The following is a 13270-nucleotide window of genomic DNA, read 5'->3' on the forward strand; positions in this document are numbered from 1 at the left end:
GAGCCGCGGTACAGGCAGTGCGGCAAGTCGCAGCACAGCGGACCGAACACCGGAAGTCCACGACGGGGGGCGCGAGATGAACACGCTGAAGGGCACCAGCACCAGCGCAGTGGTCACGCGTCTGCACGACGTGCACACGCACCGGGGTTCCGAGAAGTCCGGTGCCGATGGGGGTCCCTCCCGCGCGAGCGTGTTCGAGCGTGGGGGAGGGCGGGGGTGCGCTCGCGGCACCGGGCGTCAGCACACCGCGTACATCGCGGTGGTCGACACGCGTCAGGGGGAGACGCGCGGGGGGCCGGCGCACGGGGGAACGACGTACGGGGAGGGCTCGGGGGAGCGCGCTTCGCTGTCGGAGGCGGAGTTCATCGCCTACGTCCAGGAGCGCCGCGCCTCCCTGTACGCCACCGCCTACCACCTCACCGGCGACCGCTTCGAGGCCGAGGACCTGCTGCAGAGCGCGCTGTTCTCGACGTACCGGGCGTGGGACCGGATCAGTGACAAGGCGGCGGTCGGCGGATACCTCCGCCGCACCATGACCAACCTGCACATCAGCGCCTGGCGGCGCCGCAAGCTCAACGAGTACCCGACCGAGGAACTGCCGGAGACGGTCGGCGACACGGACGCGATGCGCGGCACCGAGCTGCGCACGGTCCTGTGGCAGGCGCTGGCCCGGCTGCCCGAACTCCAGCGCACCATGCTGGTCCTCCGCTACTACGAGGGCCGTACGGACCCGGAGATCGCGGACATCCTCGACATCAGTGTCGGCACGGTGAAGTCCAGCATCTGGCGGTCGCTCCGCCGGCTGCGCGAGGACGAGGTCCTCAGCTTCGGCCGTGACCGGGAGGACGCCTTCGGCGAGTTGGTCGCCTGAAGGACGGCGGGCCGGGGGGCCCGCGGAAAAAAGTAGGAGCCGGGGTGTATCAGGGGGAGGATGCCGGGCTCTTACTCACGGGGAAGCACCACGGGGGACCCAACGGGGGACACGGGGGAACAACGGGGGGGAAGCACGGGGGAGCACAAGGAGAGCGGGGCTGTAGGGCCGGGGGGTCCGTCCAGTCCCGCTTCTTCGTGTGCGGGCTTCTCTGCGAGTACGGGCTTCTCTGTCCGCGGGCTTGTGCGGGTGCGGGCGGTCTTCGCGTGCGGGCGCGTGTCACACGCCCGTACGCGCCGTGGCGCACCGGCCCGCCGCCGCGGCGGCCAGGCGGTCCATCGCCTCGTCCCGGTCGCAGACGTGGGCGCCCAGGGCCGTCTGACGGGCGATGACCGACCGTTCCTGCCGCATCAGCCGCCAGCCGCGGCGCACCAGGAACGGCACGGACTTGCGGCCCTCCCGCAGGTCCCGCAGGAAGCGGCGCCGGAAGGTCGTCAGCGGGCCGCGGCTCAGGCACAGCGCGTCGGCGAGCACACCCGCCTCCCGGCAGCGAGCCACGATCTCGGCGGCGAAGACGCCCTCCGCCAGGAACAGCGGGGTCTGCCCGATGTCGACCGCCTCCTCACCCGTACGGGCGCTGAGCGCGAGGTCGTAGGCGGGTACGCGCGTACGGCCCGTGCGGCACAGCTCCGCGATGGCGGCGACGGCCGTGTCCGCGTCCCACGAGCCGGGGTGGTCCCAGTCGATGTCGGAACTCCGGGGCACCAGCGGCAGCGTCGGGTCGGTGCCCTCCTTGTAGAAGTCGTCGAGCCGCAGCACCGGAAGGCCGGAGCGGGCGGCGAGGAGGGACTTGCCGGAGCCGGAAGGGCCGCAGAGCAGCACGACTCGCGTCGGTATGGGCGGATGGGAGCTCACGGGACACCAGTCTGAGGCATCGAACGGCCGCCGTACGACCCCGCGGGGGGACTTTGCAGCACGCGTCACACCCGGGTCACCGTACGCGGTGACCTGATCACGTTCCGTACTGTTAGCACGGTAGTCCGTAGCAACCCACACCAAGAGGTGGCAGCAGCGATGGCCCGACACGCGTCCCCCCGCACCCCGCACGCACAGCGCGCCCTGGTCGCCCTCGCGACCACCGGAGCCGCCCTGGCGGCAGGAGCGGGAACGGCCTCCGCGGACGGCGGCGAGACGATCGCCGGCCTGGCACACACCCGGCCCACCTCGGTGGGCAACATCGACCCGCAGGCCGGCCTGCAGGCCGTGACCGGCATGGTCGGCTACGTCACCGGCCCGGTCGCCGACCTCAAGCCCAATCCGCTGGCCGGCACCGGCGTCGACCCGCTGGACAACGGCGTCGGCACGAAGGTCGCCGACTTCCAGCCGCTGGCGTCCACCGCCCTGACCGGACCGGTGGCCCAGGCGCGGTCCCTGGGTGCCGTGCCGGTGGTGGGGCAGGTGACCGAGCTGGTGCGCTGACGGTCCGGCGACCGCATGCCGAGAGCCGCGCCTTCCCCGGACGGAGGGAAGACACGGCTCGTCCCGTGGGCGCGGCGCGGGTGCGCCCGAACCCGTGGCGGCTCAGTACGACGAGCCGGACGCGCCCAGCGCGCCCGTCGGGTGCCAGACCGTCTTCGTCTCCAGGAACGCCGTCATGCGGTCGATGCCCGGCGTGGCCGACCAGTCGGCGTCGTCCACAGGCTGTGGACGCAGGACGCGCTTGAGGTTGTCGGCCGCCGCGATCTCCAGCTCCTTCGCCAGCGTCTCGTCGGCGCCCGCGAGGTCGATCGCGTTGACGTCCTGGTGGGAGGCGAGGGGGGTGGCGATCTCGGCCGTACGGCCGGACAGGACGTTCACCACGCCGCCGGGGAGGTCGGAGGTGGCCAGCACCTCGCCGAGCGACAGGGCCGGCAGCGGGGACTTCTCGCTCGCGATCACGACCGCCGCGTTGCCGGTGGCGATGACCGGGGCGACGACCGAGACCAGGCCCAGGAGGGAAGACTCCTGCGGGGCGAGGACGGCGACCACGCCCGTCGGCTCAGGGGAGGACAGGTTGAAGAAGGGGCCCGCGACCGGGTTGCCGCCGCCGACCACCTGGGCGATCTTGTCGGTCCAGCCCGCGTACCAGACCCAGCGGTCGATCGCGGCGTCGACCTGCGCCGCCGCCTTCGACTTCGACAGGCCCTCGGCGTCGGCGACCTCCGCGACGTACTGGTCGCGGCGGCCCTCCAGCATCTCGGCGATGCGGTAGAGGATCTGGCCGCGGTTGTACGCCGTCGCGCCGGACCAGCCGCCGAACGCCTTGCGCGCGGCGACCACCGCGTCACGGGCGTCCTTGCGGGAGGAGAGCGGGGCGTTCGCCAGCCACTTGCCCTTTGCGTCGGTCACCTCGTACACCCGGCCGCTCTCGGAACGCGGGAACTTCCCGCCGACGTACAGCTTGTAGGTCTTCAGCACGCTGAGTCGGTCAGACATCGAGGTACGCCTCCAGGCCGTGGCGGCCGCCCTCGCGGCCGAAGCCCGACTCCTTGTACCCGCCGAACGGCGAGGTCGGATCGAACTTGTTGAACGTGTTGGACCAGATCACACCCGCGCGGAGCTTGTTCGCGACCGCCAGGATGCGCGAGCCCTTCTCCGTCCAGATGCCCGCGGAGAGGCCGTACGGCGTGTTGTTCGCCTTGGCGACCGCCTCGTCGGGCGTACGGAAGGTGAGGACGGACAGGACGGGGCCGAAGATCTCGTCGCGGGCCACCGTGTGCGCCTGGGTGACGTTCGTGAAGAGCGTCGGGGCGAACCAGTAGCCGCTGTCCGGGATGTCGCAGGACGGGGACCAGCGCTCGGCGCCCTCCGCCTCGCCCTGGTCGGCCAGCGCGGTGATCCGGGCCAGCTGCTCGGCGGAGTTGATCGCGCCGATGTCGGTGTTCTTGTCCAGCGGGTCGCCCAGGCGGAGGGTGGAGAGCCTGCGCTTGAGGGAGTCCAGCAGCTCGTCGTGGATCGACTCCTGGACCAGCAGGCGGGAGCCCGCGCAGCAGACCTGGCCCTGGTTGAAGAAGATGCCGTTGACGATGCCCTCGACGGCCTGGTCGATCGGGGCGTCGTCGAAGACGATGTTGGCGCCCTTGCCGCCCAGTTCGAGCGTCAGCTTCTTGCGGGTGCCCGCGACCGTGCGGGCGATCTGCTTGCCGACGGCCGTGGAGCCGGTGAAGGCGACCTTGTTCACGTCGGGGTGGGCGACCAGCGCGGCGCCCGCGCGGCCGTCGCCGGTGACGATGTTGACGACGCCCCTGGGCAGGCCCGCCTGACGGCAGATGTCCGCGAAGAACAGGGCGGACAGGGGGGTCGTCTCGGCGGGCTTGAGGACGACCGTGTTGCCGGTCGCCAGCGCCGGGGCGATCTTCCACGCCAGCATCAGGAGGGGGAAGTTCCAGGGGATGACCTGGCCGGCGACGCCCAGTGCCTTCGGGTTCGCGCCGTAGCCGGCGTGGTCGAGCTTGTCGGCCCAGCCCGCGTAGTAGAAGAAGTGCGCGGCGACCAGGGGGAGGTCCGCGTCGCGGGTCTCCCTGATCGGCTTGCCGTTGTCGAGGGTCTCGAGGACGGCCAGCTCGCGGCTGCGTTCCTGGATGACGCGGGCGATGCGGAAGAGGTATTTCGCGCGCTCGGAGCCGGGGAGCGCCGACCACTTCTCGAACGCCTTGCGGGCGGCCTTCACCGCGCGGTCGACGTCCGCCTCACCGGCCTCGGCGACCTCGGCGAGGACCTCCTCGGTGGACGGGGATACCGTCTTGAAGACCTTGCCGTCGGCGGCCTCCGTGAACTCGCCGTCGATGAACAGGCCGTAGGACGCGGCGATGTCGACGACGGCGCGGGACTCGGGCGCCGGTGCGTACTCGAACGCGGATCCGGGTGCGGATGCGGATACGGATGCAGATGCCATGGTGATCAGTCCACCGTCACGTAGTCGGGGCCGCTGTAACGGCCCGTGGCCAGCTTCTGACGCTGCATCAGCAGGTCGTTCAGGAGCGAGGAGGCGCCGAAGCGGAACCAGTGGTTGTCCAGCCAGTCCCCGCCCGCGGTCTCGTTGACCAGGACGAGGAACTTGATCGCGTCCTTGGTGGTGCGGATGCCGCCGGCCGGCTTCACGCCGACCTGGACGCCGGTCTGCGCGCGGAAGTCGCGGACCGCCTCCAGCATGAGGAGGGTGTTGGCGGGCGTGGCGTTGACCGCGACCTTGCCGGTGGAGGTCTTGATGAAGTCGGCCCCGGCCAGCATGCCGAGCCAGCTCGCGCGGCGGATGTTGTCGTACGTCGACAGCTCGCCGGTCTCGAAGATGACCTTCAGGCGGGCGGACGTTCCGCAGGCTTCGCGCACGGCGACGATCTCGTCGTACACCTTCATGTAGTGCCCCGCGAGGAACGCCCCGCGGTCGATGACCATGTCCACCTCGTCCGCGCCCGCCGTCACGGCCTCGCGCACGTCGGCCAGCTTGACGGCGAGCGAGGCGCGGCCCGCCGGGAACGCGGTGGCCACCGAGGCGACCTTCACGCCCGAGCCGGCGACGGCCTCCTTGGCGGCGGGCACCATGTCGGGGTAGACGCAGACGGCCGCCGTGGCGGGGGTCGTGCGGTCCGTCGGGTCGGGGCGGACCGCCTTCGCGCCGAGCGCCCGGACCTTGCCCGGGGTGTCCGCGCCTTCCAGCGTCGTCAGGTCGACCATCGAGATGGCGAGGTCGATGGCGTACGCCTTCGCGGTGGTCTTGATGGAACGGGTGCCGAGAGAGGCGGCGCGCGCCTCCAGGCCGACCGTGTCGACGCCGGGCAGCCCGTGGAGGAAGCGGCGCAGCGTGCTGTCGGACGCGGTGACGTCGGCGAGTCCGTGTGCGGGAACAGCGGATGCAGTGGTGGGCATGGTCACCAGGCGAGCATATCTACGCGCGTAGCGGCTGTACAGCCCCATGCGCTCATTCTGCGGACCGGCACCGCCTATGAGCGTCCCCGGGGCCGTCGGGCACAATCGGCACCATGACGACCCCGGAGCCCCAGTCACCCTCGCCGCAGCCGTCGGTACCCGTGTCCAAGGACCGGGTCTACCGCTCGCCCGCGGGCCTCGCCGGCGGCGTTCTGCTGCTCGCGCTCGCCCTGTGGCTCGGCATCGACGCCCTGGTCGCGGGCGAGGGCCGCACTCCCTGGATGGCGCTCGCGGCGCTGCTGTTCCTGGTGCCGCTCATCGCCGCCTACACCGTGCGGCCCGCCGTCTTCGCGAACGACGACCGGCTGAGGGTGCGCAATCCCTTCCGCGTGATCGTGCTGCCCTGGGGGCAGGTCGCCTCGTTCCGGTCCGGGTACTCCAACGAGGTCTTCACGGAGTCCGGCGACAAGTACCAGCTGTGGTCCATCCCCGTCTCGCTGCGTGGCCGCAAGAAGGCCGCCCGGCAGGAGGCGCGGCGGGCCTCCGGGGGCGGCCGGGGGCGCGGTGGAGTGCTCGGAGGCCTCGGCGGGGGCGGTGCTCGGGTCGGCGCCGGTGGCGCCGGGGCCGCCGCGGCGGACGGGCCGGTGCGGGCGGAGACCGACAAGGTCATGGACGAACTGCGCGAGATGCGGGAGGCGCGGGGACCCGCCGACACGTCGCAGGGCGAGGTGACGGTGCGCTGGGCGTACGAGGTCGTCGCGCCGGTGGTGGCGGGGGCGGTGCTGCTCGCGGTGCTGTTGGGGATGGGCTGACGGTCCGGCCCGGCCCGGCCCGGCCCGGCCCGGCCCGGTCTGGTCTGTTCTGGTTCGGGCGGGCCGGTCTGGTCCGGTCCGGGCGGGCCGGTCTGTTCTGGTTCGGGCGGGCCGGTCTGGTCTGTTCCGGTCCGTGTGGGGGGCCGGACGCCGGGTGGGTCAGGGCGCGGCCGACCAGATCAGGAGCATGTACGCCCCGCAGTACGTGGAGCCCAGTACCGCCGCCGTCAGCACCAGTGCGCGATGGCGCCGGGAGGCGCGGGACAGGTGCAGGGCCAGCGGCAGGAGCAGGGGGAAGGCCGGGAGCAGGAAGCGGGCCCGGGAGAAGTACACGCCGCCGCTGCCCAGGACGATCGCCAGCATGACGCCCGTGAAGACGAGCAGAGCGACGGGCTGGCGGTCCCCCACCGACAGGCCGAAGAGCACCACCGACGCGATCAGCGTGAGCGTCACCATCACCAGGAACAGCTGTGGTGTCGGGTCGCGCCACAGCAGCCACCGGATCTGGTGCAGCGTCCGCAGGCCGCCGTCCAGCTCGTTGTACCAGAGCCGCTGTACGGCGAAATAGCCGTCCCAGCGGCCGAGGCGCAGGCCCACCCAGCCGAGGTACGCACACCAGCCGAGCGGCGCCAGGAACGCGGCCGCGAGGACCCGCGGGACGAGGGCGCGGTGGCGGACGAGGTGCAGCAGCGCCGTCAGGGTGACCGCCGCCGCCACCGCGACGCCGGTCGGGCGGGTCAGGCCGGCGAGCGTGGCGAAGGCCGCCGCCCACAGCCAGCGGCCGGTGAGCACCGCGTAGAGCGACCATGCCGCGCACGCCGTGAACAGCGACTCCGTGTAGCCCATCCACTGCACCGCGCCGACCGGGAACGCCGCCCACAGCGTGGCGAGGAGCACGCCGGTGCGGCGGTCGTGCAGGTGGTCGCCCACCGCGAAGATGCCCCACGCCGCGATGAGTGAGGCGACGACCGCGAGGCCGAGGCCCGTGGACGCGCGCGTGCCCGGGGTGAGCACCGCCACCGCCTTCACCAGCACCGGATAGAGCGGGAAGAAGGCCAGGTTGTTGGTGTTGTACGCGGTGCCGAGCTCGTCGTCGTAGCCGTGGTCGGCGATGGCGAGGTACCAGTCGGAGTCCCACTGGGCGGCGAGGTTCACCCAGAGGTCCTGGTGCCGGCGGGGGGCCCAGATCACGAGCGCGAGCAGGCCGGTGAGGCGTACGGCGAGATAGGCGCCGAGGGCGGGGGCGGCGTGGCGTGCGGCGCGGCGTGCGGCGCGCAGGACGCGCTGGGCGTGGGCGCGGGCGTTGCTCTGCGGGGGTGGGGTGGTGGCCGCGGGGGGCCGGGGGCGCCGGGTGCCGGGGATGTGTCCGCTGGGGGTGGTCTTGGGGGCGGTCGAGGACACGGCGGCGGCTCCCTGGTGGCTCGGCGGTGCGCGTACCGACGGTGGGTGCGTGTACCGGCGGTGCGTTTTCCGGTCCACCGTTGCCCGGGGGGCCGCTCCGGGAGGGGACGGCGGGTCAACGAGCAGGGGGAAATCACCCGATGGGGTGCCTCCGGGTGGGGGCACCCCATCGGGTTCGGGTGGTCAGCGTCGGGTTCGGTCGGCCTCGGGTTCGGGTGGTCGGCCTTCGGGCCCGGGTGGTCGGCTCGCCTTGTCAGATGCCCGCTGCCGTCGACAGGTCCCGCTTGAGGGCCGTCAGCAGGTCCGTGGCCCTCGTGCGGGCTTCGGGGAGGTCGGCGTGTGCCGTGACCGGGACGACCACCTCCAGGTAGCACTTCAGCTTGGGCTCCGTACCGCTCGGGCGGACGATCACCCGGGCGCCGTCGAGGGTGTAGCGCAGGCCGTCCGTGGGCGGCAGCGACTCCGTGCCCCGGGTGAGGTCCTCGGCCTTCGTGACGGCGAGGCCCGCGAGGCGGGTGGGGGGCTGTTCGCGCAGGCGGTGCATCGCGGCGGCGATGAGGGAGAGGTCCTCCACGCGGACCGAGAGCTGGTCGGTGGCGTGCAGGCCGTGCTCGACCGCGATGTCGTCGAGGAGATCGAGGAGGGTGCGGCCCTCCTCCTTGAGGGTCGAGGCCAGTTCCGTGATCAGGAGGGCCGCGGTGATGCCGTCCTTGTCGCGTACGCCCTCGGGGTCGACGCAGTAGCCGAGGGCCTCCTCGTAGCCGTAGCGCAGGCCCTCGACGCGGGCGATCCACTTGAAGCCGGTGAGGGTCTCCTCGTACGGGAGGTTCGCCTTCTCGGCGATGCGGCCGAGGAGGGAGGAGGAGACGATCGACTCCGCGAACGTGCCGTGCGCTCCGCGGGTGACCAGGTGGGCGGCGAGGAGAGCGCCGACCTCGTCGCCGCGGAGCATGCGCCAGTCGGTGCCGTCCTGGACGGCGACGGCGAGGCGGTCGGCGTCCGGGTCGTTGGCGATGATCAGGTCGGGGCCGGTCTCGCGGGCCTTCGCGAAGGCGAGGTCCATCGCGCCGGGCTCTTCCGGATTGGGGAAGGCGACGGTGGGGAAGTCCGGGTCGGGGTCGGCCTGCTCGGTGACGAGGGCGGGTTCCGGGAAGCCGGCGCGGGCGAAGGCCGCGAGGAGGGTGTCCTTGCCGACGCCGTGCATCGCCGTGTAGACGGTGCGGGCCGTGCGGGGGGAGTCGGCGGAGAGGACCGCGTCCGTGCGGGCGAGGTAGGCGTCGAGGACGGAGTCGTCGAGGGTCTGCCAGCCGGCTCCGGGGCGGGGGACGTCGTCCAGGGAGCGTACGGCGTCGATCTCCGCGGCGATCTCGGCGTCGGCGGGGGGCACGATCTGGGAGCCGTCGCCGAGGTAGACCTTGTAGCCGTTGTCGCGGGGCGGGTTGTGGCTCGCGGTGACCTCCACGCCGGCGACGGCGCCGAGGTGCCGTATGGCGAAGGCGAGGACGGGGGTGGGGAGGGGGCGGGGGAGAACGGCCGCGCGCAGGCCGGCCCCGGTCATGACGGCGGCGGTGTCGCGGGCGAAGTCCTCGGACTTGTGGCGGGCGTCGTAGCCGATGACGACGAGGCCGTCGGTGTGGCCCTGCTTCTTCAGGTACCCGGCGAGGCCGGCGGCGGCGCGGATGACGACGGCGCGGTTCATGCGCATGGGACCGGCGCCGAGTTCGCCGCGCAGGCCGGCGGTGCCGAACTGGAGGGTGCCGGAGAAGCGCGCGGTGAGTTCGGCGCGGTCCTCGGTGTCGATGAGCGTGGCCAGCTCGGCGCGGGTGTCCGCGTCGGGGTCCTCGGCCAGCCATGCCTCGGCCCGTGCGAGGAGGTCGTCGTCGTGCACGTCGGTCAGCCTCTCGTGTGTGTGGTGGTGCGGGGTGCCCGCGGCGGCCTGTGCGGGTTCGGTGGGGGTGCGTGTGGCGTGGTCTGTCGCGTGGTGGCTCGGGCCGCGCCGGGGGGTGTCCGTCCTCGGAACGGCGCGGAATCGGTCGGCCGCAGAAGCAACGGCGCGGACGCGCCAACCGCTGCGGGCGGACACCCCCCGACACGTCCCTTCTCGCCGTACGCGGCTCTCCGCCCGCGGCGCCGCCGCCCCCAGCCGCGGGCGGTCACCGCCGCTGCGCGCCCAGCCGCGGGCAGTCGTGCCTGCCCCAGTGGCGTCGGGGGACCTGCGGCTACAGCCGTCCCAGCACCTGCGTCAGCAGCGAACCCATCCGCGTGGCGGAGTCGCGGCCCGCCTGGAGGACCTCCTCGTGGTTGAGGGGCTCGCCCGTCATACCGGCCGCGAGGTTGGTCACCAGGGAGATGCCCAGGACCTCCGCGCCGGCCTCGCGGGCGGCGATCGCCTCAAGGACCGTCGACATGCCCACCAGGTCGGCCCCGATGACGCGGGCCATGCGGATCTCGGCCGGCGTCTCGTAGTGCGGGCCGGGGAACTGGGCGTAGACGCCCTCCTCCAGCGTGGGGTCGACCTCCTTGCACAGGGCGCGCAGGCGGGGGGAGTAGAGGTCGGTGAGGTCGACGAAGTTGGCGCCGACGATGGGGGAGGTGGCGGTGAGGTTGATGTGGTCGCTGATCAGAACCGGCTGGCCGGGGCGCATGCCCTCGCGCAGGCCACCGCAGCCGTTGGTCAGGATGATCGTCTTGGCGCCGGCGGCGACGGCCGTGCGGACGCCGTGGGAGACGGCGGCCACGCCGTGGCCCTCGTAGTAGTGGGTGCGGCCCAGGAAGACCAGCGCGCGCTTGTCGCCGATGGAGTACGAGCGGACCTTGCCACCGTGTCCCTCCACTGCGGGCTTGGGGAAGCCCGGCAGGTCGGTGACCTGGAGATCGGTCTCGGGGGCGCCCAGGGCGTCCACGGCCGGTGCCCACCCGGAGCCCATCACGAGCGCGACGTCGTGGGTCTCGGCGCCGGTGAGTTCACGCAGGCGGGCCGCGGCGGCGTCGGCGGCGGCGTAGGGGTCGCCCTGGATGTCGTCCGGAAGAAGAGATGCGTTCACGCGGAAGAGGGTAGCCGGTTTACGCCTACGCGCGTAGATGACAGAGCTCACGGGATTGCGATTGTTGTTTTGTTGTTTTTGACGAGGGCCGGGCTCAGCAGGGGCGCTTGCGGAGTTCCATCACGTAGTCGTGCGGCGCGCCGGCCGATTCCGCGGCGTCCGCCACCTCGCCCAGGTAGCGGGCGGAGGGCAGGCCGCCCTCGTAGGCGTTCAGGACGTACGTCCAGGCGTTCTCCTCGCCCTCCAGGGTGTGGACGCGGACGCGGGTGCGGCGGTATATGTCCAGCCCCACGCCCTCCCAGCGGTCCATCGAGTCCTCGTCCATCGGCGCGATGTCGTAGAGGGCCACGAAGACCTGGGAGATCGGGTCCTCGACGAGGGTCGCGAGCGCGCCCTCCCAGCCCATGTGCTCGCCCCCGAAGGTCAGCCGCCACCCGTTCAGCCAGCCGGTGGCGCGCAGCGGCGAGTGCGGGGCGCGGCGAGTCATCAACCGCGCGTCGAGGTTGCCGGCGTAAGCGGCGTAGAGCGACATGGGGGAGAGGGTACGGCAGGCCTCTGAGCGCCGCTCTTGTAACAGACGTGCCCCCGGGCGGCCCCACATTGAAGGGTGCGGGACAATGGAGTACGTGACTCGGATCGTGATCATTGGCGGCGGACCCGGCGGATACGAAGCGGCGCTGGTGGCCGCGCAGCTCGGCGCGGAGGTGACCGTCGTCGACTGCGACGGTCTGGGCGGGGCGTCGGTGCTGACCGACTGCGTGCCGTCCAAGACCCTCATCGCCACGGCCGAGGTGATGACCACCTTCGATTCGTCGTACGAGGAACTGGGGATCATCGTCGCCGACGACACCCCGCCCCTGGAGCAGGCCGCCCGGGTGGTGGGCGTGGATCTGGGCAAGGTCAATCGGCGTGTGAAGCGGCTGGCTCTCGCCCAGTCGCACGACATCACCGCCTCCGTGACGCGCGCCGGTGCGCGGGTCATGCGCGGGCGCGGGCGGCTGGAGGGCATGCAGGCGCTCGACGGGTCGCGGAAGGTCGTGGTGCGCGCCGCCGACGGGAGCGAGGAGACGCTCACCGCGGACGCGGTGCTCATCGCGACCGGTGGGCATCCGCGGGAGCTTCCGGACGCGCGGCCCGACGGGGAGCGCATCCTGAACTGGACCCAGGTGTACGACCTCGACGAGCTGCCCGAGGAGCTCATCGTGGTGGGGTCGGGTGTGACCGGTGCCGAGTTCGCCGGCGCCTACCAGGCCCTCGGGTCGCGGGTCACGCTCGTGTCGTCGCGGGACCGGGTGCTGCCGGGCGAGGACCCGGACGCCGCCGCCGTGCTGGAGGACGTCTTCCGGCGGCGCGGTATGAACGTCATGTCGCGATCGCGGGCCCAGTCCGCCAAGCGTGTCGGGGACCGGGTGGAGGTCACGCTCGCCGACGGACGCGTCATCACCGGCTCGCACTGTCTGGTGGCCGTGGGCGCCATCCCCAACACCGAGGGGATGGGGCTGGAGGAGGCCGGGGTCAAGCTCAAGGACTCCGGGCACATCCGGACCGACCGGGTCTCGCGGACCTCCGCGCCCGGCGTGTACGCCGCCGGTGACGTCACCGGTGTCTTCGCGCTCGCCTCGGTCGCCGCCATGCAGGGGCGTATCGCCATGTACCACTTCCTCGGGGACGCGGTCACCCCGCTGAACCTGAAGACCGTCTCGTCCAACGTCTTCACCGACCCCGAGATCGCCACCGTCGGGTACTCGCAGGCCGACGTCGACGCCGGCAAGATCGACGCCCGCGTGGTCAAGCTGCCGCTGCTGCGGAATCCGCGCGCCAAGATGCAGGGCATCCGGGACGGCTTCGTCAAGATCTTCTGCCGGCCGGGTACCGAGATCGTCGTGGGTGGTGTGGTCGTGGCGCCGCGCGCCTCGGAGCTCATCCATCCCATCTCGATCGCGGTCGACAACAACCTGACGGTCGAACAGATCGCGAACGCCTTCACCGTGTATCCCTCCCTTTCGGGGTCGATCGCGGAGGTGGCGCGGCAGCTGCACACGCGGAAGGCCGGCGGAGAGGGCTAGGGCTCTCGTCCGCGGCCGGTATCGACTCCCCGCCGGTCACGGGGAGTTGCGGCGCTTGCGGGTGGCATAGGCGGACTGGGTAGGTCCGTATACCACTTCCGGATCTGGCGTGCGAACAACTTCTGTTATTCGGCGCATACTGCTGAAAGCAGACGGTCGTTGGGGTTACTG

General features: G+C 72.2%; 12 protein-coding genes. 4 read left to right on the forward strand and 8 right to left on the reverse strand.

The features are described from left to right. Positions 1 to 76 precede the first annotated feature (76 nt). On the forward strand, positions 77 to 871 hold the full coding sequence (locus ACIQ6R_RS02250) for a SigE family RNA polymerase sigma factor (RefSeq protein WP_404169487.1): 795 nt from the start codon (positions 77 to 79) through the stop codon (positions 869 to 871). A 279-nt stretch (positions 872 to 1150) separates the two neighbouring features. On the opposite strand, the gene ACIQ6R_RS02255 is transcribed toward ACIQ6R_RS02250, so the two are convergent. Further along, positions 1151 to 1753, reverse strand: coding sequence for a uridine kinase (locus ACIQ6R_RS02255; protein ID WP_404218657.1), 603 nt, complete (start codon positions 1751 to 1753; stop codon positions 1151 to 1153). 192 nt (positions 1754 to 1945) lie between these two features. Here ACIQ6R_RS02255 and ACIQ6R_RS02260 point away from each other — a divergent pair, with 192 nt between their 5' ends. Next, positions 1946 to 2350: a hypothetical protein gene (locus ACIQ6R_RS02260; protein WP_404218154.1), complete on the forward strand. Its 405-nt coding sequence runs from the start codon at positions 1946 to 1948 to the stop codon at positions 2348 to 2350. A 102-nt stretch (positions 2351 to 2452) separates the two neighbouring features. Here the strand turns inward: ACIQ6R_RS02260 and ACIQ6R_RS02265 are convergent, their stop codons facing one another. The 3 genes from ACIQ6R_RS02265 to deoC are packed head-to-tail and all read right to left on the reverse strand — an operon-like array spanning position 2453 to position 5776. Then, positions 2453 to 3346, reverse strand: coding sequence for an aldehyde dehydrogenase family protein (locus ACIQ6R_RS02265; protein ID WP_404218156.1), 894 nt, complete (start codon positions 3344 to 3346; stop codon positions 2453 to 2455). Further along, complete coding sequence (locus tag ACIQ6R_RS02270; RefSeq protein WP_404218158.1) at positions 3339 to 4805, reverse strand: aldehyde dehydrogenase family protein; 1467 nt, start codon at positions 4803 to 4805, stop codon at positions 3339 to 3341. Before ACIQ6R_RS02270 ends, ACIQ6R_RS02265 begins: the two co-directional genes overlap by 8 nt. A gap of 5 nt (positions 4806 to 4810) precedes the next feature. After that, the gene (deoC, locus tag ACIQ6R_RS02275; protein ID WP_404169499.1) at positions 4811 to 5776 is read right to left on the reverse strand and encodes a deoxyribose-phosphate aldolase; all 966 of its coding nucleotides are present in this window, start codon (positions 5774 to 5776) and stop codon (positions 4811 to 4813) included. A 113-nt stretch (positions 5777 to 5889) separates the two neighbouring features. Between deoC and ACIQ6R_RS02280 the strand changes: the two genes are divergently transcribed. Beyond that, on the forward strand, positions 5890 to 6588 hold the full coding sequence (locus tag ACIQ6R_RS02280; RefSeq protein ID WP_404218160.1) for a PH domain-containing protein: 699 nt from the start codon (positions 5890 to 5892) through the stop codon (positions 6586 to 6588). 159 nt (positions 6589 to 6747) lie between these two features. On the opposite strand, the gene ACIQ6R_RS02285 is transcribed toward ACIQ6R_RS02280, so the two are convergent. From ACIQ6R_RS02285 to ACIQ6R_RS02300, 4 genes are all read right to left on the reverse strand, one after another. Then, positions 6748 to 7989 carry a hypothetical protein gene (locus tag ACIQ6R_RS02285; protein WP_404169505.1) on the reverse strand — a complete coding sequence of 414 codons (1242 nt, stop codon included), beginning with the start codon at positions 7987 to 7989 and terminating at the stop codon, positions 6748 to 6750. A gap of 253 nt (positions 7990 to 8242) precedes the next feature. After that, positions 8243 to 9886, reverse strand: coding sequence for a phospho-sugar mutase (locus tag ACIQ6R_RS02290; RefSeq protein WP_404218659.1), 1644 nt, complete (start codon positions 9884 to 9886; stop codon positions 8243 to 8245). Between the two features lie 322 nt (positions 9887 to 10208). Then, complete coding sequence (locus tag ACIQ6R_RS02295; protein WP_391969808.1) at positions 10209 to 11033, reverse strand: purine-nucleoside phosphorylase; 825 nt, start codon at positions 11031 to 11033, stop codon at positions 10209 to 10211. A 94-nt stretch (positions 11034 to 11127) separates the two neighbouring features. Continuing rightward, entirely contained in the window at positions 11128 to 11565 is a 438-nt protein-coding gene (locus ACIQ6R_RS02300; RefSeq protein WP_121748863.1) for a gamma-glutamylcyclotransferase, read from the reverse strand. An 85-nt stretch (positions 11566 to 11650) separates the two neighbouring features. Here ACIQ6R_RS02300 and ACIQ6R_RS02305 point away from each other — a divergent pair, with 85 nt between their 5' ends. Further along, complete coding sequence (locus tag ACIQ6R_RS02305) at positions 11651 to 13099, forward strand: NAD(P)H-quinone dehydrogenase (RefSeq protein ID WP_404218163.1); 1449 nt, start codon at positions 11651 to 11653, stop codon at positions 13097 to 13099. The last annotated feature ends 171 nt before the right edge of the window (positions 13100 to 13270 follow it).

The organism is Streptomyces sp. NPDC096048, from assembly GCF_044763415.1.
GTDB lineage: Bacteria > Actinomycetota > Actinomycetes > Streptomycetales > Streptomycetaceae > Streptomyces.

Excerpts from the sequence above, each read along its gene's own strand:
- ACIQ6R_RS02250 (WP_404169487.1), top strand. The coding sequence starts at position 77 with ATGAACACGCTGAAGGGCACCAGCACCAGCGCAGTGGTCACGCGTCTG.
- ACIQ6R_RS02260 (WP_404218154.1), top strand. The coding sequence starts at position 1,946 with ATGGCCCGACACGCGTCCCCCCGCACCCCGCACGCACAGCGCGCCCTG.
- ACIQ6R_RS02265 (WP_404218156.1), bottom strand. The coding sequence starts at position 3,346 with ATGTCTGACCGACTCAGCGTGCTGAAGACCTACAAGCTGTACGTCGGC.
- ACIQ6R_RS02270 (WP_404218158.1), bottom strand. The coding sequence starts at position 4,805 with ATGGCATCTGCATCCGTATCCGCATCCGCACCCGGATCCGCGTTCGAG.
- deoC (WP_404169499.1), bottom strand. The coding sequence starts at position 5,776 with ATGCCCACCACTGCATCCGCTGTTCCCGCACACGGACTCGCCGACGTC.
- ACIQ6R_RS02280 (WP_404218160.1), top strand. The coding sequence starts at position 5,890 with ATGACGACCCCGGAGCCCCAGTCACCCTCGCCGCAGCCGTCGGTACCC.
- ACIQ6R_RS02300 (WP_121748863.1), bottom strand. The coding sequence starts at position 11,565 with ATGTCGCTCTACGCCGCTTACGCCGGCAACCTCGACGCGCGGTTGATG.
- ACIQ6R_RS02305 (WP_404218163.1), top strand. The coding sequence starts at position 11,651 with ATGGAGTACGTGACTCGGATCGTGATCATTGGCGGCGGACCCGGCGGA.